Raw genomic sequence first — 25,679 nt, forward strand, 5'->3', positions numbered from 1 at the left:
AGCGCTATACCAAAACCCCGGTTATCGAAAGATGACCGGGGTTTTACTTTGGGCGGTGGAAAAGCGGCAACCAGCAAAGAACCCTAAAACCACAGTCGGGCACACCCCCGTCATCCTCGCGAACGCGGGGATCCATTAGGCCGGGACAGGCGCACATCAGCCAAATCATTACACCCGTGGTCCCTGGCCGCTTGGATTGCCGCCTGCGCGGGAATGACGTGAAGGTATGGCGGACTTCTGGGGGAGTAGAAGTCGATTAGTTGGATCCCAGCATCACACTGAACAGCTTCTAACTTACCTTATGCTTTAGAGGCTTAAGTAATAAGTAAAACCGTATAACCAGCAAGTTGTTATATATCGAGCGGTTCGATACCCTGTGCAGCCTGATCGGGAAGCCGTATGGCGTTCCCCCTACATCTTTGGAGGATTTATGGCTGGTAAATCGATACGTACTCGCATCAGCGCAGTCGCAGGTGGTTTGCTACTGGCGGCGGGTGCCGCTTTAACTCCGGTTCACGCTGCTGATCAGCAACTACTGAATTCTTCTTATGACATCGCTCGAGAGTTGTTCTCCGCCTACAACCAGCAGTTTGCTGAACATTGGCAGGAAAAAACGGGTAACTCCGTAGAAATCAGTCAGTCACACGGAGGCTCGTCCAAGCAGGCCCAGGCTATTATTCAAGGCCTGCGTGCTGATGTCGTGACCTACAATCAGGTGACTGATGTCGATATTCTGCATACCCGGGGCAATCTGATTCCTGAAGATTGGCGCCAACGTCTACCGAACGCAAGTTCGCCCTACTATTCGACCATGGCGTTTCTGGTTCGTGAAGGAAACCCCAAGAACATCCAGAACTGGGACGACCTGGCTCGGAATGATGTCAGCTCCATATTGCCTAACCCCAAAACCTCAGGTAATGGCCGTTACAGCTATCTAGCTGCACTGGGTTATGCGCAGAAAGCGTTTGCTGGTGATGAGGAAAAGATAGACCAGTTTCTGAAGACCATGCTGGGTAACGTTGCGGTATACGACACTGGTGGGCGTGGTGCGACTACCACTTTTATTGAGCGCGGAATCGGCGATGTGCTCCTAACGTTCGAGTCAGAAGTGAATAACATCGTCGCGCAGAACCCGGATGCTGGATATCAGGTTGTTGTTCCTAAAACGAGCTTCCTGGCAGAGTTTCCGGTTACCTGGATCGACCGCAATGTCGAGCGCAATGAAACCGAAGCCTTGGCGAAAAGCTATCTCGAATACCTGTATTCCGAGGATGCACAGCGTTTGATCGCCGGTTTCAATTACCGTGTTCACAATGAAACAGTAAAGGCTGAGTTCGCCGATCGTTTTCCTGATCTGGAACTACTACCGATCGAGGAAATTGCCGGTGACTGGGAAACAGCCATGAAAGTGCACTTCGCACCCGGCGGCAAACTTGATCAGTTGCAGCGCCGCTGATGCTGGCTACTTATGGATAAATCCATGACTGGAGCGCTGCCTATCAAACGCGGCGTTGCCAAGAGGGTATTGCCCGGGTTCGCTTTGAGCTTGGGCGTTTCCCTGCTTTTTATCAGCCTGGTTCTGTTGTTGCCGGTAACCGGGCTGATAGTACAGACCTCAGGCATGAGCCTGGCCGAGTACTGGACGGTGATCACCGACGAGCGGGTCGTTGCTTCCTACAAGGTTACCCTGTGGGCGGCAGGTATCGCGTCGATCATCAACGGCGTGGTCGGCTTGCTTATGGCCTGGGTACTGGTCCGTTACGACTTCTGGGGCAAGCGCCTGGTTGATGCATTGATGGACCTGCCCTTCGCACTGCCCACCGCTGTGGCGGGTATCACTCTCGCAGCCCTCTTTGCTGAAAACGGCTGGTATGGTCAGTATCTGGCTGAGCTTGCAATAAAGGTCGCATATACCCCCGTGGGCATTATTGTCGCGATGTCTTTCACCAGTCTGCCATTCGTGGTTCGGACGGTACAGCCGGTTCTCGAAGACCTGGCGCCGGAAGACGAGGAGGCCGCCATGAGTATGGGCGCTTCTGACCTGACGGTGTTCCGGCGAATTATTTTTCCTGCCTTGTGGCCAGCGCTGATGACCGGTGTTGCACTCTCTTTTACCCGTAGCCTTGGTGAGTTCGGCGCAGTGATCTTTATTGCCGGCAATACACCCTACGTCAGCGAAATAACCAGTCTGATGATTTTCGTCCGACTGCAGGAATTCGACTATGCGGCTGCCAGTGCAATCGCATCGGTAGTATTGATGGCTTCCTTGGTACTGCTGTTGGGTATCAATCTCTGGCAGGCGCGTTACCTCAAGCGCTTGCATGGTCGGTGAGGCAGTCATGAATCGATACCGGTCCAACCTACGAGTCGGTGAGCAGCCCTGGGCCAAGCGCCTGCTTATTGGTACAGCGCTAACGCTTACGCTGCTTATTCTGGTGATTCCGCTGGTACTGATCTTTTCCCAGGCGCTATCCGAGGGTGTGGGAATAGCCTGGACCAACCTCACCGACGCTTACACCTTGCATGCAATCGGTCTGACACTCTTTGTGGCCGCATTGACCGTGCCGATCAATCTGGTTTTCGGGGTGTTCCTGGCCTGGCTTGTAACTCGTTTCGAGTTTCCTGGACGCAAGGCTCTGATAACGTTAATCGATATCCCTTTCGCGGTTTCCCCCGTTGTCGCCGGTCTGCTCTATCTACTTCTGTACGGTACCAACGGCTGGCTGGGCAGTTGGCTGGCTGATCAGGATGTGCAATTGATGTTCGCCTGGCCTGGCATCGTCATGGTTACGGTGTTTGTCACCTGCCCGTTTGTTGCCCGTGAGCTGATTCCGCTGATGCAGCAGCAGGGTAGCGAAGAGGAAGAGGCCGGTGTGATTCTGGGTGCCAGCGGTTGGCAGTTATTCAGACGTGTAACGCTTCCAAATATCCGCTGGGCATTGATTTATGGCGTGGTGCTGACCAATGCCCGGGCCGTTGGTGAGTTTGGCGCGGTATCGGTGGTTGCCGGCAACATCCGCGGTCAGACCAATACATTGCCTTTGCATGTTGAGTTGCTCTACCAGGATTACAACGTGGTGGGGGCCTTTGTTGCCGCCTCGCTGTTGGCCGGTATCGCACTCCTCACGCTCTTGATCAAGAGCGTCGTCGAGTGGCGTCAGAGCAGGCAACAAGAAGTCCCCGAAAACAACCAGTCGGAAGTCCGCTGATGAGTATTACGGTCGAGCGCATCAACAAGTATTTTGGCTCCTTCCAGGCGCTCCGGGACATATCGCTGGAGATCCCTGATGGCAAATTGATTGGTTTGCTGGGTCCTTCAGGCTCGGGCAAAACCACTTTGCTAAGAGTGATCGCGGGTCTTGAGAATGCCGAAAGCGGGCGCATTCTGTTTCATGGAGAAGACGTCACTCCTCTGCATGTGCGTGAACGCCGAGTCGGATTTGTGTTTCAGCACTACGCACTTTTCCGGCATATGACTGTGGCGCAGAACATCGCTTTTGGCTTGGAGGTCATGCCGCGAAAGAACAGACCCGCAGCGCCCGAAATACGAAAGCGCGTTGGAGCCTTGCTGGAAATGGTGCAATTGTCCCATCTGGCCGATCGCTATCCAGCTCAGCTATCCGGCGGACAAAAACAGCGAATAGCCTTGGCTCGCGCCCTGGCGATGAAACCACAGATTTTGCTGCTGGATGAACCTTTTGGAGCCCTGGATGCGAAGGTACGCAAGGATCTACGCCGTTGGCTGCGCGCCTTGCACGACGAGCTGCACTTCACCAGCGTATTCGTGACCCACGATCAGGAGGAGGCGCTAGAGCTGTCTGATCAGGTAGTGGTCATGAGCGCCGGTAAGATAGAACAGGTCGATGATCCCCGGTCGCTCTATGCTCAGCCCGAAAGCCGATTTGTTTTCGACTTTCTTGGCCACGTAAATGTATTCGAGGGAAATCTGCAAGGACAGCGCCTGGCTCAGGGCAATGCTTGGGTTGATCTGCCCGAGAAATCGGAAGGCCAGGATGTACAGCTTTATCTCAGGCCTCACGAAGTACGTCTGCAGGATGAACCGGCAAGCCATGCTCATTTGCCGTTGCGTATTGATTCAATCAGCCTGATCGGTGCTGAAGTACGCCTGGAGCTTTCGCCCTGTGGCTGGCAAAGCGAGGAACCCTGGGAGGTTGGCATCAGCCACTCGGAGTTCAATCGGTGGCAACCCCAGCGGGGCGACCAATGCTATGCTGTTCCGGACGTCGCCCATCTGTTTGATTGCGAGGGGAAACCACCCCGTACGCTGAGCTGGGTGGGTCGCTGAATGAGGCTCCGATAGCGGCCTCGGGGCAAGCTGGGAGAGCCGATGAATCCATATGAACGTTACGTATTACCCCGCATGATCGATATCGCCTGTGGTATGGGTGATGTCATGAAGGCGCGGTCGAAGATTGTTCCGTTGGCCACCGGCGAGGTACTGGAGATCGGTATCGGCACCGGGCTCAACCTGCAGTTTTATAATCCGGACCAGGTCAGCTCGATTGTCGGGGTGGACCCGGCGGCGCAGATGCAAACGCTGGGACGCAAGCGTGCCGCGGCGATAAGTATTCCGGTTGATATGGTGGCGGTGGATGTCCAGGGTATCCATGCCGAAACAGACCGCTTCGATACTATCGTGATGACATTCACTCTTTGCAGTATCGCTGATCCCGTTCCGGCTCTGGAGGAGATGGTACGTGTTCTGAAGCCGGGTGGGCGACTGTTGTTCTGTGAGCATGGGTTGGCCCCCGACGCCTCTGTGGAGCGCTGGCAGCACCGATTGACGCCAATCTGGAAGCCGTTCGCCGGAGGCTGCCATCTCGATCGTAATATTCCGGCGCTGATAGAAGCCGGCGGCTTTTCTATAGAGCAATTACACCAGGAATATTTGCCCGGGCCGCGGCCCATGACCTATGTGTACAGCGGCTGGGCGCACCCAGCGGCCTAGACGCGGAAACCCTCAGCCAGATAGTCTGCCGCACACGGCGAGCATAAAGGGCGCCTCGCCATGATATGCGCTCATGACGAGGCAAGCAGCTCGGCGCAGGCGTCCAGAATACTGCGGGTATCCTTCGGATTGCGGCCTGGCGCCCCGGCGCAGTGGCCCCAGTCCGAAACGAGCGGACGACACTCGGCATTGGCCATCTGCTTCGCCTCCCAGGCAGCATCATATTCAGTGAAATACAGATCCGTACTGCAGGGCATTATCAGCGTGCGTGCCCGAATAGCCTGGAGCGCGGCGGTCAGATCACCAGCGTACTGCGCATTGGCGCTGATATCTGCATTTTGCCAACTGGCGAGTACAGCGAGGAGATTGTTCGCGTCCTGGCCAAGGTGGTCCTCCTCCCAGTAGGCCAGCAGTGCATCGATACTGTCATGGCCCAGTTCGCGATATAGCGCATTACGGAAGAAAGCCTGACTGTAGGCCCATCCCGCATAAACCCGGGCGAATGCTCTAAGCCCCGCTTCAGGTGCACGGGTATAAAAGCCGTCCTGCCAAGCCGAATCGCAAGTTAAAGCCGCTTTCACGCCTTCCAGAAAGACCTGATTGTGCGGCCAGCAGCGGGCTGTAGCGCAAACACTTATGATCCGGCGAACCTGGTCGGGAAAGCTGCAGCCCCACTGTAGCGCCTGCATGCCGCCCATAGACCAGCCCATTACCAACGCCAGGGTTGCATTGTCGAAACGTTCGACGACCAGCTTCTGCTGGGCCAGCACATTATCCAGCAGAGTGACTTGCGGGAAATGGCCGCCCATTTGGGTAGCGTGGGCAAAGGTAGGTGACGTGGAGCAGCCATTACCGATCAGGTTGGGAATCACGATGCAGTAATGTGCCGGATCCAGTGGCCCATGTGCACCAATAAGGGGCGTAATGCCCATGTGTGTTCCACCATAGTACGTCGGTAGCAGAATGAGGTTGTCTGCAGCGTCATTCAGTTCTCCGAACTGCAGATAGGAGAGTGTGGTATCACGAAGAAGAGCACCGCTTTGCAGGGGTAGGTCACCAACCGCAAACTGAAGCTCAACTCCTTTTAAATCAGTCATTTGTTCATCTCCTGGAGCATGGCTTCGTCGACCATACGATATTTACTTGGGCAGCTTTTCAACTTTATACATGCATGCTGGCATGTATGTTGAATGGAAGATTCGTACCAAGCTCGCCATTCCCGGCGAGATCACGATCTGGAGTGCAGTCATGACGGTACAGCCATCCGCCGAAAGCTTGAAGCAAACGCTCAGGGACAAGGGAGTCAAGTACGCTCTTGCCGGGTATGTCGACATCCACGGCATCATCAAGGGGAAGTTTGTACCTGTTGATCACCTGGACAGGATGCTCAAGGGCTCGGAGCTCTTTACCGGTGCCGCGCTGGACGGTGTCCCGCAGGAGATCAGCGATAACGAAGTGGCAGCGATGCCAGATACCGCCACCATGACCCAGTGCCCCTGGAACCCTGATCTTGCCTGGTTTGCCAGTGATCTGTATCTCGATGGCGCTCCGTTCGAAGCCTGCTCGCGCAATATTCTCAAGCGTCAGGTAGCCGAAGCTGCACAGATGGGTTACACCTTCAATCTGGGCATCGAGACCGAATTCTTCCTGTTCAAGGACTCTGCTGACGGTGGCTTCGAGCCGATAAGCGCACGCGATACTCTGGCCAAGCCCTGCTATGACCCGCGTAGCCTCGGCGACAATATGCATATAGTCGGGGAGCTGGTTGAAGCCATGAACAGCATGGGTTGGGACGTGTATTCCTTCGATCATGAAGACGCCAACGGCCAGTTTGAAACAGATTTTACCTACACCGATGCACTGGGCATGGCTGACAGGCTCGTGTTCTTCCGTTTGATGGCCGGTGAAATTGCCCGCAAGCACGGAGCCTTTGCCAGCTTCATGCCCAAGCCTTCGGCTACGCGCACCGGCAGCGGGGCTCACTACAACATGTCCCTGGCTGATCTGGAGACGGGCAAGAATCTGTTTGATACGGCCAACGGCGAGGATATCCACGGCTGTGGCGTGACCGAGATGGCCTATCACTTTATCGCTGGGATCATGAAGCACGCCAAGGCCATCAGTGCAGTTATCGCGCCCACGGTGAACAGCTACAAACGTCTGGTGCGCAAGGGCAGCATGTCCGGATCAACCTGGGCACCGGTATTTGTCTGTTACGGCAATAACAACCGCACCAATATGTTGCGCATTCCGTCCCAGGGCGCGCGCGTCGAATGTCGGGCAGCGGATATTGCCTGCAATCCTTACCTGGGCTCGGCAATGATCCTGGCGGCGGGCCTTGAAGGTATTCGCGAGGCTATGGATCCGGGCCAGCCGCACCGGGAGAACATGTACAGCTATACCGATCAGGAGGTTCGCGATATGGATATCGAGATGCTCCCGCAGAACCTGGGCGAGGCTATTGACGCCTTTGAAGCAGACCCGCTTTCCAGACAGGTATTCGGTGATGCGATGTTCGAAAGCTTTGTGCAGTACAAGCGTGAAGAGTGGACCAGTTACCACACCCACGTGTCTGATTGGGAAATCAACCGTTACCTCAAATTCTTCTGATGATGTCGCGCCAGGAAAAGCTGGCGCGGCTCTTGCTACGGTTTACCCCTATATGGACCCAAGATCTGGCAAATCGCCATATCCTTTCAGGAGTAGAAACATGAAAAAGCCTTTTGCATTCAAGCGCCGTCTCAAGCAGATACTCGGTGGCGCCTTTATCACCGCCGCTGTATCCACCATGCTGATTGTTCCTACAGCCAGTGCCCAGGAGCGTGACAGCTTCAAGATTGCCTGGAGTATCTACGCCGGCTGGATTCCGTGGAAGTACGTTGATGAATCCGGAATCATGAAGAAGTGGGCAGACAAGTACGGTATTGAGGTCGAGATCGTTCAGATCAACGACTATATCGAGTCGATCAACCAGTACACCGCTGGGGAGTTTGATGGGGTTGTGGCCACCAGCATGGATGCCCTGTCCATTCCTTCCGCCGGTGGGATAGACACCACAGCCTTGATTGTTGGTGACTATTCCAACGGTAACGACGGCCTGGTTATGAAGGGCAGCAGTGACGTAAAGGACCTGAAAGGTGAGCAGGTCAACCTGGTCGAGCTGTCTGTATCGCATTATCTGCTCGCACGCGCGCTGGACTCAGTGGGTATGAGCGAGCGTGACGTCACTGTAATAAACACCGGCGATGCTGATATGGTTGCAGCCTTCAGCACCGAAGGCGTCGAGAACGTGGTGACCTGGAACCCTCTGCTGGCAGATGTACTGGAAATGCCCAACGCCTACGGCGTATTTGATTCCAGCCAGATACCTGGCCACATCAAGGACCTGACCATTGTTAACACCCAGACCCTGGCGGAAAATCCGGCACTGGGCAAAGCGCTGGTAGGCGCCTGGTTCGAATTGATGGCCGAGATGAGTACTGACAGCGAAGCCGGGCAGGAAGCCAGAGCCTTTCTGGGTGAGGCATCAGGCACCGATCAGGCTGGCTACGAAGCGCAACTGGCCGGCATGAAGATGTTCTGGGAACCTGCCGATGCGGTAGCCTTCATCTCCAGTGAGATGGCTATGGAAGCAATGGACAGCGTTCGTCAGTTTTCCTACGAGAAAGGCTTGCTGGGCGAGGGCGCGAGCTCCGCTGATTTCGTTGGTATCTCTTTCCCCGATGGCAAGACCCTTGGCGACAGCGCTAATATAAAGCTGCGTTTTGATCCCACCTATATGCAGATGGCGGCGGACGACGCACTCTGATCTCAGCCCAAGCCCCCCATGTTCATCAGGCCGTGGGGGGTTGTCGCAAGCGGATAATTCATGCGCCGTACCAAGGAAGACGCCGAAAAGACGCGTCTTAAAATAATTGAAGCTGCGCTGACGCTGTTCAGTCGCAACGGTTACTCGAACACCACGCTGGGAATGATTGGCGCCGAGGCCGGTTATAGCCGCGGACCCATCTACTGGCACTTCAAGAACAAGGACGATCTCTATCAGGCCGTTCTCGCCTATTCGCAGGAACCGCTGGAAACACTAATCAACAATGCAGCCCGACCAGGTACTAATCCGTTTGAGGCGATAGATACCTTTGCGCGGCAATGGTTAGAACTGCTCGCGGACGATATCTGGTTCCGCCAGTCCTTCGAAATTCTCTTGAACAAGACAGAACTGACGGATGCGATAGCCCCCACCATCAAGCGGGAGAGGGAACTGACACGGCATATTGTCGATACCTTGTCTCACCTGGTAGCCAGGGCACAGGCATTACAACAGCTGCCTTCGACGGAGCCGGCCGACAAGCTCGGCTTGCTGATATATACCCACCTGATGGGCGTTACCCAGAGTTGGCTATTTGCGCCGGATCTATTCTGTCTGAGGCAGGAGCAGGATTTTTTCGTGGAGCGGCTGATGAACATGTTGATGCAACCCAAAGCCAGCAAAACATAAAAAAGCCGAGGCATTTGCCCCGGCTTTTTTCGCTTGCTCGACTTTACGGTTTGACCGGCTCAATGATCGGGAAGTTGGCCGGTGGCTCTTCGATCATCTGTAACAGACCAAAGAATGCCATCGGATTACCCGTCAGTTTAATATCGCCTGTCTTGACCGCATCAGGAAAGCTGATTTGGCGCAGGAAAATACGGTCCAGCGTTCCCCGCGTCATGCTCACGCTGGCGTCAGGATTGTCCTCCAGGCTGCCGGCCCGGTGGGTCAGCGTCGAGTTCTGCAGGTTAAGACGGTAGTTTTCGTCCCTATCCGTTAGCGTCCAGTTGATAACCAGATGCTTGCCCTCGGCTTTTTCAGCGTTTAGACGAACCGCCAGCAGGTCGAAGAACATGCCTGCCTCGAGTGCTTGCAGCAGATCGGGTGAAAGTGCATTTCCGCGACGCGGTTCGCCCTCGCCTTTACGCAGTTCCTGGGCGCCAGTCAGATAAGCGCCACGCCAGGTGCCTGCTTCAGCCTGGTAGCCCAGTTGTTCCAGCGCATCGGCTCCGAGTTCACGGGCGGCCTGGTTAGCTGGCTCGGCAAAGACGGCTTCACTCATCACCCAGGCTACCCAGCGATATTCGCCATTGGCAAAGTCCGCTCGCGCCTGCTCAAGCACCTTGTCCATCCCACCCATATAGCTGATGGTCTTTTTCGCATTTTCCTGCGGGGGCAGCGGGTCGAGGTGGGCTGGGTTCGCATCGTACCAGCCCATGTAACGCTGGTAGATGGCCCGTGCGTTGTGCTTCAGCGTGCCGTAATAGCCACGGGCATACCATTCCTGGTCAAGGCTCTCGGGCAGCTTGATGTTTTCAGCGATGTCGCCTGCAAGATGACCCTTGTTCATCATGCGCACGGATTGGTCGTGGATGTACTTGTACAGGTCGCGCTGTACCCCCAGAAAATGTTGAGCCTCTTCGCGCTTCCAGATTGGCCAATGGTGCTGGGCGACCAGAATGTCGGTGCGGTCACCAAAGCGTTCCAGCGCCTTGTCGATGTAGTGCGACCAGGCGCTTGCGTCGCGAATGGCGGCGCCGCGAATGGTGTAGATATTGTGCAGATGCTGACTGGTTATCTCGGCCGTGTTGAGCACCTTGAACTGCGGAAAGTACATCATCATTTCCGACTCGGCCTCGGTGCCATGGGCCATCTGGAATTCGATTTCGATACCGTCGATAGTCAGGGTTGCGTTGTCGGGTACGGTGTCAGTAGGGGCGATCAGTGTAATCGGGCCACTGGCCAGCGCCTTGCCCAGACCGGTGTCCACATGCCCACGCTCGCCTGGTGGGACTGACGCACCAAACTGATAGGTGGCCCGCCGCGTCATCGCGTTACCGGCGATCACATTCTCCGCTACCGCATGCTGCATGAAGCCGTAAGGTGCAAACACCTTCACCTTGCCCGAGCGCACGTCGGCTTCGCTGGTCACGCCTTTCACCCCGCCAAAATGGTCAGCATGGTTGTGCGTATAGAGCACTGCCACAACCGGCTTCTCGGGTCGATTCTGATAGTAGAGTTCAAGGCCCGCTTTGGCCGTAGCGGGGGTCAGTAGGGGGTCGATGATGATCAGGCCTGTTTCGCCTTCGATAATCGTCATGTTGGCCAGATCCATGCCGCGGATCTGATACATGCCTTCGGTCACCTCGAACAACCCGTGGATGGCGTTCAATTGCGCCTGACGCCATAGGCTCGGATTGACAGTGTCCGGTGCGGCCTTGCCGTTCAAAAAAGCGTATGCAGCCATGTTCCAGGCGACATTACCCTGACTGTCAATGACCTTGCCATCTGGCCATTGGGCAATAAAACCACGTCTGGCATCGTCAAAAGCCTGGGTGTTGGCAAAGGGCAGAGCCTCTAGAACAGCTACGTTTTTCTGAGCTGTGAAGCTTTCTGCGGGTTTTGGCTCGGCCAGGGCAGTCTGGGCGCAGCTTGCGACGAGAATGCTGGTCAGTAAAAGCGGGCGGTATCGCATGGGTGGGTACTCCCCTGTTGTTGTTATCGAATCTGAAGTGACGATATAAGCGCCAGGGTATATATGTCCAATGCGCTTTTTTCCTGTTTCCAATGCGTTTTGCGCATGGGAAGACCCTGTTTCCGTGAAGCCGTCTTGAAACCTGTTTTTAAATCGCCACACTAGGAAGCTAACCTGACCAGGGCGTAACGTTTTTTGCGTGTGCGTTTTCTCTCGAAGAGCAGGCTGTTTTTCACTATAATCGCGCGCTTTGCGTAGGCTGGGCATCTCCCGGTTTACCGGCAAGCAGCGGAGGGTCGTTGGGCCATGATCAAAACCCCGTACTACCTGATCGACAAGAGCAAATTGCTGCGCAACATGGAGCGTATCGCTTATGTGCGTGAGCATTCTGGTGCCAAGGCACTGCTGGCGTTGAAATGCTTTGCAACCTGGTCAGTGTTCGATCTGATGCAGCAGTACATGGATGGCACTACCTCCTCATCGCTCAATGAGGTCAAGTTGGGCCGCCTCAAGTTTGCCGGTGAAACCCATGCGTACAGCGTGGCTTACGCCGATGAAGAAATTCAGGAAGTCCTGGCTCATTCGGACAAGATCATCTTCAACTCCATTGGCCAGTTGCAGCGCTTTGCTGATGCGTCGGCAGACCATGTGCGCGGCTTGCGTCTGAACCCCGGTGTCAGCAGTTCGGAATTCTTGATCGCTGACCCTTCTCGGCCCTTTAGCCGACTGGGTGAGTGGGACGCCGGCAAGGTTGCCGAGGTGATCGATCAGGTCTCCGGGTTCATGATCCATAACAACTGCGAGAACAGTGATTTTGCTTTGTTTGATCAGATGCTCGGTCAGATTGAGGAGCGTTTCGGCAGTCTGCTGGAGCAGGTCGAATGGGTCAGCCTGGGTGGTGGTATTCACTTTACCGGTGACGGCTATCCGTTGGACGCATTCTGCGCGAGGCTAAAGGCGTTCTCCGAGCGGTTTGGCGTGCAGGTGTATCTCGAACCAGGTGAGGCTGCGATCACCATGAGCTCGTCGCTTGAAGTGACAGTGCTGGACACCCTTTACAACGGCAAGCATCTGGCGGTGGTAGACAGCTCTATCGAGGCGCACATGCTGGATCTGCTGATTTATCGGCAGCCTGCACGTATGGAGCCCTGTGAGGGCGACCATACCTATATGGTTTGCGGCAAGTCCTGCCTGGCCGGCGATATATTCGGTGAATTCCAGTTCGAGAAAGAACTGCAAATAGGTGACCGCCTCTCGTTTATTGATGCGGCCGGTTACACAATGGTCAAGAAAAACTGGTTCAATGGCGTACAAATGCCCTCAATAGCGGTGCGCCAGCTTGATGGCAGCGTTGAAGTGGTTCGCGAGTTCAGCTTTGACGATTTCGTAAACGGCCTCTCCTGAGGCGAATAAATCAGCCTTTTCCAAGGAGGCGTTTCGAGGAAGAGACATGAAGAAAAACGTTCTGATTATTGGTGCCGGTGGTGTTGCTCAGGTTGTCGCACACAAGTGCGCGCAGCATAACGATGTTCTGGGCAATATCCATATTGCTTCACGGACGGTTGAAAAGTGTCAGCAACTGGTCGAAAGCGTACGGGAGAAGGGCAGCCTCAAGGTTGCCGGTGAATTGCAGGCGCACGCCCTCGATGCACTTGATGTCGAGGCCACCAAGGCGCTGATCGACAAGACGCAGTCACAACTGGTCATCAATGTCGGATCGTCCTTCGTCAACATGTCGGTACTTCAGGCCTGCATTGAGACTGGCGCGGCTTACCTCGATACCGCGATCCACGAAGAGCCGGAAAAGATCTGCGAGACGCCGCCCTGGTATGCGAACTACGAGTGGAAGCGGCGGGAGCTATGCGAGGCCAATAATATCACTGCGATTCTGGGTATCGGCTTCGACCCAGGCGTGGTCAATGCCTATGCTGCCGTAGCTGTTAACGAGTACTTCGATAGTGTCAGCGATATCGATATCATCGACATCAACGCCGGTAGCCATGGCAAGTACTTCGCGACCAATTTTGATCCCGAGATCAATTTCCGCGAGTTCACCGGCGAGGTCTGGTCCTGGCAGAATAGCAACTGGGTCAGCAACCGGATGTTTGAGGTAAAGCGCACGGATGACCTTCCCGTCGTGGGTGAGCACACCAGTTACATGACCGGCCATGACGAGCTGCACTCGCTGTCGCAGAATCTGAACGTTCCCAACATCCGATTCTGGATGGGCTTTGGTGAGCACTACATCAATGTGTTTACCGTGCTGAACAATCTCGGATTGCTGTCCGAGCAGCCTGTGACCACGGCTGAAGGGCAGGAAGTGATTCCGCTCAAGGTGGTAAAAGCCGTGCTGCCCGATCCCTCTTCGCTGGCGCCAAACTATGAGGGGAAAACCTGCATTGGTGATCTGGTCAGGGGCAAGAAGGACGGCAAGGACAAGGAAGTATTCATCTACAATGTTGCTGACCACGCCGAAGCTTATCGGGAAGTGGGTAGCCAGGGTATTTCCTATACCGCGGGTGTGCCTGCCGTTGCTGCAGCAATCCTGATCGCCACCGGCGAGTGGGATGTGCAGAAGATGGTCAATGTAGAGGAGTTGCCGCCCAAGCCGTTTATCAACCTGCTGAACGGCATGGGTCTACCTTCGCGTATCCGGGATGAAGATGGCGACCGGGCGCTGAGCTTCTGATCCGTTGCTGTTGAACAAAGGCCAGCCTGTGTGTTCAGGCTGGCCTTTTTTATTGGGCAGCCATCAAGCAAGGCAGGTGCCATGCCAGGTTGTGCAACGCGCATGCTGCGCGGAAGGGCTTTTCCGCGTTCTGCCTCCGCGGGAAGAGCAGAGCGGTGACGCCCGTGTCGGGGCAGGCTATCATCCGTCCACGCATCAACAACCCCACTTCGGATCAAGGTATTTGCCCATGTCCTCGCCACTATCTGCGCTCTCGCTGGAAATGCGTCTGGCCGGAGTTTCCGACATCGAATGCGTGACGCCGGACCTAAACGGTATCCCCCGTGGCAAGGTGATGACGGTGGAGGGTTTTCTGGCAGGACGACGGTTGCAGATGGCCCGTGGCGTAATGCTCCAGGCGCTGATGGGCGGTTATCCCGAGCCACGCTTTTATGGCGATGACGACGGTGATCTGGAGCTGCGCGCGGTGCCCGAGCAGGTGCACGTTCTGCCCTGGGCCGATACGCCGCGCGCGTTGGCCGTCTGCGAGGCAGTTGAGCTGGATGGCTCTCTGTCCGGGCTCTCCAGCAGGGCTCTGCTCAAACAGGTAGTTGACCGATATACCGAGCGCAACTGGCAACCGATTGTCGCCACTGAGCTGGAGTTCTTCCTGTTTGAACGGCATACCGACGTCAACCAGCCATTCCAGCCACCGGTGGGTATCGACGGTCGCCGTGATCCTGGAAACGCCGCCTTCAGCGTTAGCTCCAGTAATGGCCTGCGGCCCTTCTTCGAAGAGATCAAAGTCGGCATGGCCGCGCTGGGTATCGCCCGTGACACCTTCATGCACGAGATGGGGGTGAGCCAGTTCGAGATCAACTTTGTGCATGGTGATCCACTGTTGATCGCCGATCAGACATTTCTGTTTAAACACATGTTGCACGAGGTCGCGCTCAAGCATGGTTTGATCGCGGTATGTATGGCCAAACCGCTGGCACGGGTGCCCGGCTGCTCCATGCACATCCATCAGAGCGTGATCGAAAAGACCCATGGCCGGAACATCTTCACTGATCCACGCAATGACGAGCCCACCTTCAGCTTTCCGCATTACATTGGTGGGCTGCAATTGTGCCTGGCCGATCTGACTCTGCTTATGGCGCCGAATATCAATTCCTATCAGCGCTTCTGTCATACCTATGCTTCGCCGAACAACCTGTGCTGGGCGCAGGATAACCGCAGTGCCGGTCTGCGCATTCCGGCCAGCACACCGGATGCGCGCAGGGTGGAAAACCGTTTGCCCGGGGCTGATGCCAATCCCTATCTGGCAATTGCAGCGAGTCTCGCTGCTGGGCTGCACGGCATTGATAATGAGATAGAACCGAGCGAGCCGGCCAGCGGTCAGTTTGATGCGCCCGATCACCTCAAGCTTCCGGGCTCACTGCACGAGGCGATCAACCGCCTGGGTCGCAGTACCCTGGCCCGGGAACTGTTCGATGACGAGTTCATCGATGGTTATATAGCGACCAAGACGCTGGAACTGGAGCACTTTCTCGACGAGATAACGCCCTGGGAGCGTCGCTATCTGGGCGCGCAGGTCTAGCTGCGACCTGATCTGTCGCGCCAACCCCTGATACTATGTTGATGACCTGCAATGCCCGTGCAGAGTCGATCGATCCAGGAGTACTGATGCACGACACTGCCAACCTCACTTCCTGCAGTCTGGCCCCCGGATTCATGGTCCTTCACGGTAACCATCTCGAGAGTCTGCGCCAGTTGGTGGTCGACTGGATGCGCGAGCATCCGCTTGGGCCGCTGGAGAATGAGGTGATCCTGGTGCAGAGCAACGGTATCGCCCAGTGGCTGCAAATGGCCCTGGCTGCTGATCCGGAGCATGGCGGCAGCGGCATCGCCGCTGCGCTCGATGTGCAGTTGCCGGCACGCTTTCTCTGGGACAGTTATCGCGGCGTGCTCGGGCGTGAAGCGGTGCCGGAACAGTCGCCGCTCGACAAGCAACCCTTGCTTTGGCGACTGATGCGCCTGTTGCCCGAGCTGTTGGCGCAACCCGCATTCGCGCCGTTGCAGCGCTTTCTCGCCGACGACAGCGACTGCCGCAAGCGCTATCAGCTGGCCGAGCGGCTGGCTGACCTGTTTGACCAATATCAGGTCTACCGTGCCGATTGGCTGAATGACTGGGCCGCCGGTCATGATCGCATCGGTCTGGCCCGCGAGGGTTATCGTCCGCTTGCCGAGGAGGAACTGTGGCAGCCGGCGCTCTGGCGTGCGGTGCTGGCAGACGTAGGCATTGAGCGACTGAGCGATAGCCGCGCCGGAATTCACCCACGCTTCGTCGAGCATCTGCTCGGTGCCGATCGGCGTCCGACAGCCCTGCCGCGCAGAGTCATTGTATTCGGTATTTCTTCACTTCCAGCGCAGACGCTGGAGGCGCTGGCGGTGATCGGGCGCTTCTCCCAGGTACTGCTGGGCGTGCTCAATCCCTGTCAGTATCACTGGAGCGACATCGTCGCCGACCAGGACCTGTTGCGGCATCAGTACCGTCGCCAGCAACGTCGGCCCGGTACGCCTGTTGTACTGGATGACAGCACGCTGCATCAGCATGCCCATCCACTGTTGGCAGCCTGGGGTAAACAGGGTCGCGACTATATCAATCTGCTCGACCAGCATGATGAGCGCGCCGCCTACGAGGCGCAGTTTGCCGACATCAACGGCGGCCGGGTGGACCTGTTCGAAGAGCCTTCAGGGCGCGGTCTGCTGGCGCAGTTACAAAGCGACATTCTCCAACTGCGCCCGCTGGCAGAAACCCGAAGCCAATGGCCTGCTGTAAAGCCTGGCGAGGATCACTCGTTGCGTTTTCACATCGCGCATAGCCCGCAGCGTGAGGTAGAGATCCTGCATGACCAGCTGCTCGCGGCCTTCGCCGGCGACGCCACGCTCAAGCCGCGCGACATCATCGTCATGGTGCCGGATGTGAACACCTACGCGCCGCATATTCAGGCGGTATTCGGCCAGTATGCTGCGGACGATCAGCGCGCCATCCCCTATACCCTGGCCGATCAGGGTCAGCGCGGCCAGGAGCCGCTGCTGATCGCGTTGGAACATCTGCTGCGGCTGCCAGACAGTCGGCTGCCGGTGAGCGAGGTATTCGATCTGCTGGACGTCCCCGCGTTGCGCAACCGCTTTGACCTGAGCGAAGCCGAGCTGCCGACCCTGCACCGCTGGATCGAAGGTGCGGGCGTACGCTGGGGAATGGATATGCAGCGGCGGGAGGCCCTGGGTCTGCCCGCCGGCCTGGAAGCCAACAGCTGGCGCTTCGGCCTGCGCCGCATGCTGCTTGGTTATGCCGGCGGCAGCGCGGCGGCCTGGCAGGAGATAGAACCCTATGATGAGGTGGGCGGGCTGGACGCAGCATTGATTGGTCCGCTCAGCCAGCTACTCCAGCACCTCGACCGGCATGAGCAGCAACTGCGTGAGCCGGCAGCACCTGCGATCTGGGGCGAGCGCCTACGTGAGTTGCTCGCGGACTTTTTCAGCGCCGAAACCGAGCGAGACCAGCTGTTGCTGGCGCAGTTGCAGGAGAGCCTGGCCAACTGGCTGGAGCTATGCGAGCGCGTGGCGCTGGAAACACCGCTGCCGCTGAATGTGGTCGCCGAAGCCTGGCTGGAAGGCGCCGGCCAGTCGCAGCTCAGCCAGCGCTTTCTGGCGGGCGCGGTAAACGTATGTACCTTGATGCCGATGCGTGCGATTCCCTTTCGGCACATCTGCCTGCTCGGCATGAACGATGGCGATTATCCGCGCGCACAGCCGCCGCTGGACTTCGACCTGATGGGCCGCGATTACCGCCCCGGGGATCGCTCGCGTCGTGAAGACGATCGTTACCTGTTGCTCGAGGCCCTGCTGTCGGCCCGCGACAGCCTGTATGTCAGTTGGGTGGGGCGCAGCATTCGTGACAATAGTGAGCGCCCGCCATCGGTACTGATCGGCCAGTTGCGTGACCATCTGGCGGCGGGCTGGCAACTGGCCGATGGCGGCGATCTGCTCACCGCGCTGACCACAGAACATCCGTTGCAGCCATTCAGTCGCAGCTACTTTGCTGCCGATTCCACGCTGTTCAGTTATGCCAGCGAATGGCGCGCCCTGCACGACGCCACGCAATTGGCGCCGGAGAATGCAGCGCTTCCGGAGCAGGCACTGGAAGCACCGATCGAGCTGGCCGCGCTGCAGCGTTTTCTGCGTCATCCGGTCGAGCATTTTTTCAACACCCGGCTCAAGGTCTGGCTACAAGAGCAGCACGCCAGCGCAGAGGATGACGAACCCTTCGCCCTCGATGGTCTGCAGCGGCATCAGCTCAGCCAGTGGCTGCTGGAGCGTGTACAGCAAGCGCCGCTGGATGCGGACTGGGATGCATTGCTGATCCACGAAGCGGCGCGCATGCGTCAGCGCGGCGAGCTGCCCCTGGCCGGCTTTGGTGAACTGCTGCGCGAACAATTGCTCGAGCCCTTGCAGGATCAGCTGCAGCGTTATCGGCAGCAGGCCCTGCTCTGGGATCAGGTGATGGCGCACCCGCTGCCGCTGGAAGCCAGGGCACCGGGGATCGAGGTGGTGAGCTGGCTGGCCGGCGTGCGCACCGCGGCAGACATACCGGGTCTGATGCGTCTGCAATTGCTGACCGGCAACGCACTGGACGCCAAGGGCAAGGCGCCACGCTGGCGCAAGCTGCTCAATGAACTGAGCCTGCATGTGCTGGCGGCTGCCAGCGGCCATCAATTGACCACTTGCCTGGTCAGTGCCGACGCCACTATTCAATTGCTGCCGCTGGAGCAGCCACGCGCAGTCAGCATCCTGCGTGACTGGTTGCTGGGCTGGCAGCAGGGCCTGTGTCAGCCGCTGCCTGTGGCGGTGGACACGGCCTTCGCCTTCCTGCTGGAGGCCGATGAAGACAAGGCGCTGGATAAAGCGCGGGCAGCCTATGAAGGCTCAAGCTACGCGCTGGGCGAGCGCGACAAGAGCGTGGCGCTGCAGCGCACTTACCCCGATTTCGCCAGCCTGATTGCTGGCGAGGAATTTGCCGGCTGGGCCGAGGCGTTGTACCGGCCACTGCTGAATGCCTGCGATGATGGTTGGCTCGAATTTCGGCCGGCCGGGGAGGGCGCCGCATGACTGCAATCCATTCACAATTGCCCCTGGCCCTGCGCTGTCCGTTACGCGGCAGCCGACTTATCGAGGCCAGCGCCGGCACCGGCAAGACGTTCACCATTTCGGCGCTTTACCTGCGCCTGGTGCTCGGGCATGGCGACGAGCACAGCGCCTTCGGCCGTGAACTGTTGCCACCGGACATACTGGTGGTCACCTTTACCGACGCCGCCACCCAGGAGTTGCGCGATCGCATCCGTGCGCGGCTGGTCGAGGCAGCGCAGGCGTTTCGCGGCGAGCTGGCTGACCCCGACCCGATTCTTGCGCATTTGCTTGCCGACACCGAGCACACGCAATGGTCCAGCTGCGCGCGCAAGCTGGAGATTGCCGCGCAATGGATGGACCAGGCGGCTGTCTCGACCATTCACAGTTGGTGCCAGCGTATGTTGCGCGAGCACGCCTTCGACAGCGGCAGTCTGTTTACCCAGACCCTGGAAACCGACCAGCGCGAGCTGTTGGCCGAGGTGGCGCGGGATTACTGGCGGCTGCACTGCTACCACCTGCAAGGCGATGCACTGCATTGGGTCGACAGCTGCTGGCAGCAGCCAGAAGCATTGCTGGCCAAGGCGCGAGTTCTGCTCGATCAGCCGCTGGCGCCTGGCGAGCCGGATCTGCATACGTTGATCGATACCGGTCTGCAGCAGTCCGCGCAGCAACTGACCGAACTCAAGGTGTCCTGGATTGGCTGGGTGGATGAGCTGGAAGCGCTGCTCGAGCAGGCCCGGGAAGCCAAGGCGTTCAATGCATCAAAGATGAATCGCGGCCATCTGGCTGGCTGGCTGGATAAGCTGCGCAGCTGGGCCGCTGATGATGACCAGATCAAACTGGATATCGGCAAGGGCTTCGAGCGGTTGACGCCGGACGGGCTCGCGGAGATCTGGAAGAACGGCTCGCCGCCAGCGCACCCGGCCCTGGATGCGATGGTGGGGTTGAAGGCATCGCTCGCAGCCATTCGCGGGCCCGAGCAGTCGGCCCTGCGGCATGCGGCGGCCTGGATCAAGGAACGTTTCGAGTCCGAAAAGCGCCGCCGCGCGCAGATGGGTTTCGATGACATGCTCACCCGTCTGGATGCAGCGTTGCAGGGCGCGAATGGCGAGCGACTGGCGCAGGTGATCCGTCAGCAGTTTCCGGTCGCGTTGATCGATGAGTTCCAGGACACCGATCCTCTGCAGTACCGGATTTTTGATCGCATCTATCGGCTACAGGACAACCATCAGGACAGCGCGCTGTTGCTGATTGGCGATCCCAAGCAGGCGATCTACGCCTTTCGCGGCGCCGACATTTTCACCTATCTGAGCGCCCGCGCCGCCACTGAAGGCCGGCACGAAAACCTGGATACCAACTTCCGCTCCAGCGACGCCATGGTCGCGGCGGTCAACCGCGTGTTTGCCCATGCCGAGGCGCAGTTCCCGCGAGCGGCTTTTCTGTTCCGCCAGGGTAAGGAGAATCCGTTGCCCTTTCTGCCGGTCAAGGCACGCGGACGCAAGGAGGTCTGGAGTATTGGCGGCGAGCCGGCGGCCGCGCTAACCGCCTGGTACCTGCCCAGCGAAGCGCCAATGAGCGGTGAGGCGTATCGCCGACAGATGGCCGAGCGCTGTGCCAGCGCCATGACCGAGCTGCTGCTCGCCGGGCAGCGCGGCGATGCCGGCTTTGCTCATCCCGAGCGCGGGCTGCAGCCAGTGCGGCCGGCAGACATGGCCGTGCTGGTACGGACCGGGCGCGAGGCGCAGGCGATTCGCCAGGCATTGGCGGCGCGGGATGTGCGCAGCGTGTATTTGTCGGACAAGGACTCGGTACTCAACACCCAGCAGGCCCAGGATGTGCTGCGCTGGTTGCGCGCCTGTGCCGAGCCGGGCAACGATCGCCTGCTGCGCGCCGCGCTGGCCAGCACCACGCTGGGACTGAGCTGGGCCGATGTGGAGCTGCTCAATCAGGACGAACGGCTGTGGGAGCAGCGCGTCGATCAGTTCCGCGACTATCGCCGGCGCTGGCAGCGACAGGGCGTGCTGCCGATGCTGCACCGCCTGCTGCATGACTTCCAGCTGCCAGCACGTTTGCTGCTGCAGAGCGATGGGGAGCGGAGCCTGACCAATCTGCTGCACCTGGCCGAATTGCTGCAACGTGCCGCCCGTGAACTGGACGGTGAGCAGGCACTGATCCGTCATCTGCGTGAGCTGATTCAGCAGGCCGCAGAGGGCGCTGGCGAGGATCAGGTGCTGCGGCTGGAAAGCGACGCCGAGCTGGTCAAAGTCGTCACCATCCACAAGTCCAAGGGGCTGGAATACCCGCTGGTGTTCCTGCCCTTCATCAGTCATAGCCGCCCGCCCAAGAAGGGCGAGCCGGTGCGCGTTCATGACGGCGAGCGCTCACGCCTGGAGCTTGAGCCCGATGAAGACACCCTGCGCCAGGCCGACCAGGAACGGCTGGGTGAAGATCTGCGCCTGCTGTATGTGGCTCTCACCCGCGCCCGACATGCCTGCTGGCTGGGCCTGGCGGACCTGAAAAGTGGTCAGAGCAAGGAGTCGGTACTGCACCACAGTGCCATCGCCTATCTGCTGGCCGGTGGCGAACGCTTGCCCACCAGCGAGGCGCTACCTGACTGGCTGCAGGCCTGGCAGCCGGATGGACAGGTGCTCAGCGTGGCCCCAGCACCCGAGGTTGACGGGCAGTGCTATCAGCCGCAGCTGATGCAAAGCACTAATCTGAGTGCGCGCACCCCCACTCATGCACGTTTTGCGTCCTGGTGGATCGGTTCCTACAGTGCGCTGACGATCAGCAGCGAGCAACCCGAGCTGGCGGTGGACAGCGCCCTGGCCGAGCGCATGACCGATGACGAACGCCAGTCCCGTTTCGTCCCGCTGCGCAAGGGCGAGCCGCCGAGTATTCATCGCTTCCCGCGTGGGCCGCAGCCCGGCACCTTCATTCACGGCTTGCTGGAGTTGGCGGCGGCGGAAGGCTTTGCCGTTCTTGCTGAACCGGCACAGGCACTGGATTGGCTCTACCCGCGTTGCCAGCGCCGCGGCTGGGGTGATTGGGCGCCCTGCCTGAGCGAGTGGCTGAGCGAGCTGTTGCGCCGCCCCGGTCTGGTGCCGGGTACGCAACTGGCGCTGGCGGCGCTGCAGCCCGGCCAATACCAGAGCGAGATGGAATTCATGTTCAGCGCCGCCCATGTGGATGTGCAGCAGATCGACCAGTTGGTGCAGGCCCGTACCCTGGACGGCATGGCGCGAGCGCCTCTGCAGCGTGACCGGCTCAATGGTCTGTTCAAAGGCTTTATCGATCTGGTGTTCGAGTACGAAGGCCGTTATTACGTTGTCGATTACAAGTCCAACTGGCTGGGGCAGGGCCCGGCGGACTATAGCGATGACGCCATGGCTTCTGCCATTGCCGAGCATCGCTATGACCTGCAATACGTATTCTACATTCTGGCGCTGCACCGCCAGCTGCGTGCGCGTCTGCCTGACTACGACTATGACCAGCATATCGGCGGCGCCCTTTACTGGTTCGTGCGCGGGATCGAGTCAGCCAATGGCGGGGTCTGGCAGGATCGTCCACCGCGCCGTTTGATAGAAACACTGGATCGGCTGTTCGCCGGTCAGTCTGTAGCGGAGGTCAGCGCATGATCGGCGATCAACTCGACTTGCTCGGTGAGTCCCTTGCCGGGCCAGCCACAGAGGCTATCGCACACCCTGGCGCGGATGCTTTTACCGACCCATTGAGCGACAGCTCCGCGCTTCTGGAGCTGCTCGGACAATGGCAGGCCAACGGCTGGTTGCGTGCGCTGGATATCGCTCTGGCCGACTTTCTGCTCGAGCAGGTAGCCGACACCCCTGCCAGCGTGCTGCTGGCTGCTGCGCTGGTCAGTCATCAGTTGGGCCATGGCCATGTCTGTCTGGATCTGCCGGCTACGCTGCAGGCGCCGGATTTTGCTCTTTCACTTCCACCCGAAGGCGAAAGTGCCGGCAACACTCCGCTACCCTCACAGTGTCTGGCCAACCTGGGCTTTGAGCAGTGGCAACGTGAGCTGGCGCAAAGCGGCGTGGTGGATGCGCATGACAGCGCACAGTCAGGCAGCCGGCCGTTGGTGCTGGTCGGGCAACGGCTATACCTGCGACGCTATTGGCAGTACGAGCAACAGGTCGTGGCTGGTCTGCGTGAGCGCCTGCAGCCCATGCCGGTGGCAGCGGATCTGCCGCAACGTCTGCAGACGCTGTTTGCGGATAGCCAGCAGCATCCCGATTGGCAGCGCATTGCCTGCGCGCTTGCGGCGCGCGGGCGTTTCAGCATCATCACCGGCGGCCCCGGCACCGGTAAGACTACTACCGTGGTCCGGCTACTGGCGTTGCTGCAGGCGCCAGCCGTCGAGAATGGCCAGCCGCTGCGCATTCGACTGGCGGCGCCGACCGGCAAGGCCGCGGCGCGTTTGACCGAATCCATCAGTAAACAGGTGGATCAGTTGCCAGTCGACCAATCGGTCCGGGACGCTATTCCGACCGAAGTGGGCACCTTGCACCGGCTACTCGGCAGCCTGCCGGATAGTCGGCATTTCCGTCATAATGCGGGTAATCCGCTGGCGCTGGATGTGCTGGTGGTGGATGAAGCCTCGATGATCGATCTGGAGATGATGGCCTGCGTGCTTGATGCCCTGCCGCCGGGCGCGAGGCTGATTCTGCTCGGCGACAAGGATCAGTTGGCGTCGGTCGAGGCCGGCGCGGTGCTCGGCGATCTGTGCCGGGATGCCGATGCCGGTTTTTACAGCGAGCAGACCCGTGACTGGATGGAGCAGATCAGTGGTCAGTCACTTTCTGGGGCCGGACTGCAGAACGGTGACCCGCAGGAGCATGCCCTGGCTCAGCAGACCGCCATGTTGCGACATTCCCACCGCTTTGTTGGCGATAGCGGCATTGGCGAGCTGGCTCGGGCGGTGAACCGCTGCGCCGCCGAGCCAGCCCGCGAACTGCTCAGCGGTGGTTCCTTCAAGGATATTCGCAGTCAACGCCTCAGCGGCCCATCTGATTCGGCCTTTGCTGCACTGGTACTCGGCGGGGACGATGGGCTGCCCGGTTACGCTGCCTATCTGCAAGTGCTGACGGGCAAACCGCGACCGGATGCCGACGTACCCGCCGGTGACCCGCAATGGCAAGTCTGGGCGCGCGCCGTACTGCAGGCGTTTGACCGCTTTCAGCTGCTATGCGCAGTGCGCCGTGGCGACTGGGGCGTGGAGGGGGTGAATCAACGCGTAGCTGCATTGCTGCAGCGGCGCGGTCTGTTGCGCAGCGACCCGCTCTGGTACGAAGGCCGGCCGGTGCTGGTGACGCGTAACGATTACAGTTTGGGATTGATGAACGGTGACATCGGCATCGCCCTGCGTATCCGCGAACCCGCGTTGGTGCCGGGGCAGGCCGAGACGGAGGCATTGCGTGTGGCCTTCGCGCGCAACGATGGCAGCGGTGGTATCCGCTTCGTGCTGCCCAGTCGTCTGCCCGAAGTCGAAACAGTATTTGCGATGACGGTGCACAAATCCCAGGGCTCGGAATTTGAGCACGCGGTGCTGGTGTTGCCCGAAGCGCGCAATCCGGTGCTGACCAAGGAACTGGTCTATACCGCGATTACCCGTGCCAGCAAGCATTTCACCCTGGTTGAAAGCCGTCCCGGGGTATTCGAGGAGGCGGTGCGCACACCGGTGCGCCGTATCAGTGGTCTGGCGCTGGACTGATTGGCCCTTGGCGGGGCTGATCGGCATCCATGTCGGTCCAGCACAGCTCCCCGCGACTGGCTGTTTTCAGTTGCTGCAGAAAATCCTCTGCAGCCGGAGCCGTCAGTTGCACCTCAAGTTGCACGGTGTCGCTGTGTTGCACATCTAGCAGCTCACCATCCAGTTGTTGCAGTAACCGCCGGGCCATACTTTCCTGGGCGAAGGGCAGTTGGCAGCGCAACAGGCGCTGACGAACCACCGGGATGCGCTCGGCCTGCAATAATGCCTGGGCAATGGCGTCGGTATAGGCTCGCACCAGGCCGCCGGCGCCGAGCTTGGTGCCTCCAAAATAGCGCACCACTGTTGCCAGAACACCCTCCAGTTCCTGATGTCTCAGCACCTCCAGCATTGGTCGCCCGGCCGTCCCGGAGGGCTCGCCATCATCCACCGCAGCACTGTGCCCGCCAGCCAATAGCGCCCAACAGACATGCGCCGCATCCGGATGCTCGGCGCGCAATTGAGCCACGCGTTCCAGTGCAGTTGCACGATCAAGAATGGGTTCGACATTGCCTATAAAACGGCTTTTACGAATTTCAATTGTGCTACTTACGGTGTGGGCGAGGCTGTACATGGGGC

At 58.8% G+C, this 25,679-nt stretch carries 17 protein-coding genes; 14 read left to right on the forward strand and 3 right to left on the reverse strand.

Features of this window, described 5'->3' with window-relative positions; genetic code table 11:
* The first annotated feature begins 430 nt into the window (after nucleotides 1-430).
* Genes cysP through AAC076_RS13075 form a run of 5 tightly spaced genes read left to right on the forward strand, consistent with a single transcriptional unit; the run spans nucleotide 431 to nucleotide 4,969 of the window.
* Entirely contained in the window at nucleotides 431-1,456 is a 1,026-nt protein-coding gene (gene cysP / locus AAC076_RS13055; RefSeq protein WP_339846355.1) for a thiosulfate ABC transporter substrate-binding protein CysP, read from the forward strand.
* A gap of 24 nt (nucleotides 1,457-1,480) precedes the next feature.
* A complete protein-coding gene (gene cysT / locus AAC076_RS13060; RefSeq protein WP_339846358.1) occupies nucleotides 1,481-2,332 on the forward strand; it encodes a sulfate/thiosulfate ABC transporter permease CysT in 852 nt (283 codons plus the stop codon).
* Between the two features lie 7 nt (nucleotides 2,333-2,339).
* Nucleotides 2,340-3,209, forward strand: coding sequence for a sulfate/thiosulfate ABC transporter permease CysW (gene cysW / locus AAC076_RS13065; RefSeq protein ID WP_339846359.1), 870 nt, complete (start codon nucleotides 2,340-2,342; stop codon nucleotides 3,207-3,209).
* A complete protein-coding gene (locus AAC076_RS13070; RefSeq protein WP_339846360.1) occupies nucleotides 3,209-4,306 on the forward strand; it encodes a TOBE-like domain-containing protein in 1,098 nt (365 codons plus the stop codon). Before cysW ends, AAC076_RS13070 begins: the two co-directional genes overlap by 1 nt.
* 42 nt (nucleotides 4,307-4,348) lie before the next feature.
* A complete protein-coding gene (locus AAC076_RS13075) occupies nucleotides 4,349-4,969 on the forward strand; it encodes a class I SAM-dependent methyltransferase (protein ID WP_339846363.1) in 621 nt (206 codons plus the stop codon).
* 71 nt (nucleotides 4,970-5,040) lie between these two features.
* Here the strand turns inward: AAC076_RS13075 and AAC076_RS13080 are convergent, their stop codons facing one another.
* Nucleotides 5,041-6,066, reverse strand: coding sequence for an alpha/beta fold hydrolase (locus AAC076_RS13080; RefSeq protein ID WP_339846365.1), 1,026 nt, complete (start codon nucleotides 6,064-6,066; stop codon nucleotides 5,041-5,043).
* 151 nt (nucleotides 6,067-6,217) lie between these two features.
* Between AAC076_RS13080 and glnT the strand changes: the two genes are divergently transcribed.
* The 3 genes from glnT to AAC076_RS13095 all read left to right on the forward strand — a co-directional run bounded on the left by glnT (nucleotide 6,218) and on the right by AAC076_RS13095 (nucleotide 9,464).
* Complete coding sequence (gene glnT, locus AAC076_RS13085) at nucleotides 6,218-7,579, forward strand: type III glutamate--ammonia ligase (RefSeq protein ID WP_339846437.1); 1,362 nt, start codon at nucleotides 6,218-6,220, stop codon at nucleotides 7,577-7,579.
* A gap of 178 nt (nucleotides 7,580-7,757) precedes the next feature.
* Nucleotides 7,758-8,777, forward strand: coding sequence for a putative urea ABC transporter substrate-binding protein (locus AAC076_RS13090; protein WP_339846439.1), 1,020 nt, complete (start codon nucleotides 7,758-7,760; stop codon nucleotides 8,775-8,777).
* A gap of 60 nt (nucleotides 8,778-8,837) precedes the next feature.
* On the forward strand, nucleotides 8,838-9,464 hold the full coding sequence (locus AAC076_RS13095; RefSeq protein ID WP_339846367.1) for a TetR family transcriptional regulator: 627 nt from the start codon (nucleotides 8,838-8,840) through the stop codon (nucleotides 9,462-9,464).
* Between the two features lie 43 nt (nucleotides 9,465-9,507).
* On the opposite strand, the gene AAC076_RS13100 is transcribed toward AAC076_RS13095, so the two are convergent.
* Nucleotides 9,508-11,472 carry an alkyl sulfatase dimerization domain-containing protein gene (locus AAC076_RS13100; RefSeq protein ID WP_339846369.1) on the reverse strand — a complete coding sequence of 655 codons (1,965 nt, stop codon included), beginning with the start codon at nucleotides 11,470-11,472 and terminating at the stop codon, nucleotides 9,508-9,510.
* A 306-nt stretch (nucleotides 11,473-11,778) separates the two neighbouring features.
* On the opposite strand from AAC076_RS13100, the gene AAC076_RS13105 reads away from it, so the two are divergent.
* The 6 genes from AAC076_RS13105 to recD all read left to right on the forward strand — a co-directional run bounded on the left by AAC076_RS13105 (nucleotide 11,779) and on the right by recD (nucleotide 25,064).
* The gene (locus AAC076_RS13105; protein ID WP_339846371.1) at nucleotides 11,779-12,876 is read left to right on the forward strand and encodes a carboxynorspermidine decarboxylase; all 1,098 of its coding nucleotides are present in this window, start codon (nucleotides 11,779-11,781) and stop codon (nucleotides 12,874-12,876) included.
* A gap of 46 nt (nucleotides 12,877-12,922) precedes the next feature.
* Nucleotides 12,923-14,161 carry a saccharopine dehydrogenase family protein gene (locus AAC076_RS13110; protein WP_339846373.1) on the forward strand — a complete coding sequence of 413 codons (1,239 nt, stop codon included), beginning with the start codon at nucleotides 12,923-12,925 and terminating at the stop codon, nucleotides 14,159-14,161.
* Nucleotides 14,162-14,390: 229 nt separating this feature from the next.
* Nucleotides 14,391-15,740: a glutamine synthetase family protein gene (locus AAC076_RS13115; RefSeq protein WP_339846376.1), complete on the forward strand. Its 1,350-nt coding sequence runs from the start codon at nucleotides 14,391-14,393 to the stop codon at nucleotides 15,738-15,740.
* A gap of 86 nt (nucleotides 15,741-15,826) precedes the next feature.
* A complete protein-coding gene (recC, locus tag AAC076_RS13120) occupies nucleotides 15,827-19,315 on the forward strand; it encodes an exodeoxyribonuclease V subunit gamma (protein WP_339846379.1) in 3,489 nt (1,162 codons plus the stop codon).
* Nucleotides 19,312-22,971, forward strand: a complete 3,660-nt coding sequence (gene recB / locus AAC076_RS13125) for an exodeoxyribonuclease V subunit beta (protein WP_339846382.1) — start codon at nucleotides 19,312-19,314, stop codon at nucleotides 22,969-22,971. Before recC ends, recB begins: the two co-directional genes overlap by 4 nt.
* Nucleotides 22,968-25,064, forward strand: a complete 2,097-nt coding sequence (gene recD, locus AAC076_RS13130; protein WP_339846384.1) for an exodeoxyribonuclease V subunit alpha — start codon at nucleotides 22,968-22,970, stop codon at nucleotides 25,062-25,064. Before recB ends, recD begins: the two co-directional genes overlap by 4 nt.
* On the opposite strand, the gene AAC076_RS13135 is transcribed toward recD, so the two are convergent.
* Complete coding sequence (locus tag AAC076_RS13135; protein ID WP_339846386.1) at nucleotides 25,042-25,674, reverse strand: YigZ family protein; 633 nt, start codon at nucleotides 25,672-25,674, stop codon at nucleotides 25,042-25,044. The two genes, recD and AAC076_RS13135, sit on opposite strands and share 23 nt — an antisense overlap.
* Nucleotides 25,675-25,679: the final 5 nt, after the last annotated feature.

The sequence above is a fragment of the uncultured Halopseudomonas sp. genome, from assembly GCF_963977355.1.
Classification (GTDB): domain Bacteria; phylum Pseudomonadota; class Gammaproteobacteria; order Pseudomonadales; family Pseudomonadaceae; genus Halopseudomonas.

Excerpts from the sequence above, each read along its gene's own strand:
- cysP (WP_339846355.1), top strand. The coding sequence starts at position 431 with ATGGCTGGTAAATCGATACGTACTCGCATCAGCGCAGTCGCAGGTGGT.
- cysT (WP_339846358.1), top strand. The coding sequence starts at position 1,481 with ATGACTGGAGCGCTGCCTATCAAACGCGGCGTTGCCAAGAGGGTATTG.
- cysW (WP_339846359.1), top strand. The coding sequence starts at position 2,340 with ATGAATCGATACCGGTCCAACCTACGAGTCGGTGAGCAGCCCTGGGCC.
- AAC076_RS13070 (WP_339846360.1), top strand. The coding sequence starts at position 3,209 with ATGAGTATTACGGTCGAGCGCATCAACAAGTATTTTGGCTCCTTCCAG.
- AAC076_RS13075 (WP_339846363.1), top strand. The coding sequence starts at position 4,349 with ATGAATCCATATGAACGTTACGTATTACCCCGCATGATCGATATCGCC.
- AAC076_RS13080 (WP_339846365.1), bottom strand. The coding sequence starts at position 6,066 with ATGACTGATTTAAAAGGAGTTGAGCTTCAGTTTGCGGTTGGTGACCTA.
- glnT (WP_339846437.1), top strand. The coding sequence starts at position 6,218 with ATGACGGTACAGCCATCCGCCGAAAGCTTGAAGCAAACGCTCAGGGAC.
- AAC076_RS13090 (WP_339846439.1), top strand. The coding sequence starts at position 7,758 with ATGCTGATTGTTCCTACAGCCAGTGCCCAGGAGCGTGACAGCTTCAAG.
- AAC076_RS13095 (WP_339846367.1), top strand. The coding sequence starts at position 8,838 with ATGCGCCGTACCAAGGAAGACGCCGAAAAGACGCGTCTTAAAATAATT.
- AAC076_RS13100 (WP_339846369.1), bottom strand. The coding sequence starts at position 11,472 with ATGCGATACCGCCCGCTTTTACTGACCAGCATTCTCGTCGCAAGCTGC.
- AAC076_RS13105 (WP_339846371.1), top strand. The coding sequence starts at position 11,779 with ATGATCAAAACCCCGTACTACCTGATCGACAAGAGCAAATTGCTGCGC.
- AAC076_RS13110 (WP_339846373.1), top strand. The coding sequence starts at position 12,923 with ATGAAGAAAAACGTTCTGATTATTGGTGCCGGTGGTGTTGCTCAGGTT.
- AAC076_RS13115 (WP_339846376.1), top strand. The coding sequence starts at position 14,391 with ATGTCCTCGCCACTATCTGCGCTCTCGCTGGAAATGCGTCTGGCCGGA.
- recC (WP_339846379.1), top strand. The coding sequence starts at position 15,827 with ATGCACGACACTGCCAACCTCACTTCCTGCAGTCTGGCCCCCGGATTC.
- recB (WP_339846382.1), top strand. The coding sequence starts at position 19,312 with ATGACTGCAATCCATTCACAATTGCCCCTGGCCCTGCGCTGTCCGTTA.
- recD (WP_339846384.1), top strand. The coding sequence starts at position 22,968 with ATGATCGGCGATCAACTCGACTTGCTCGGTGAGTCCCTTGCCGGGCCA.
- AAC076_RS13135 (WP_339846386.1), bottom strand. The coding sequence starts at position 25,674 with ATGTACAGCCTCGCCCACACCGTAAGTAGCACAATTGAAATTCGTAAA.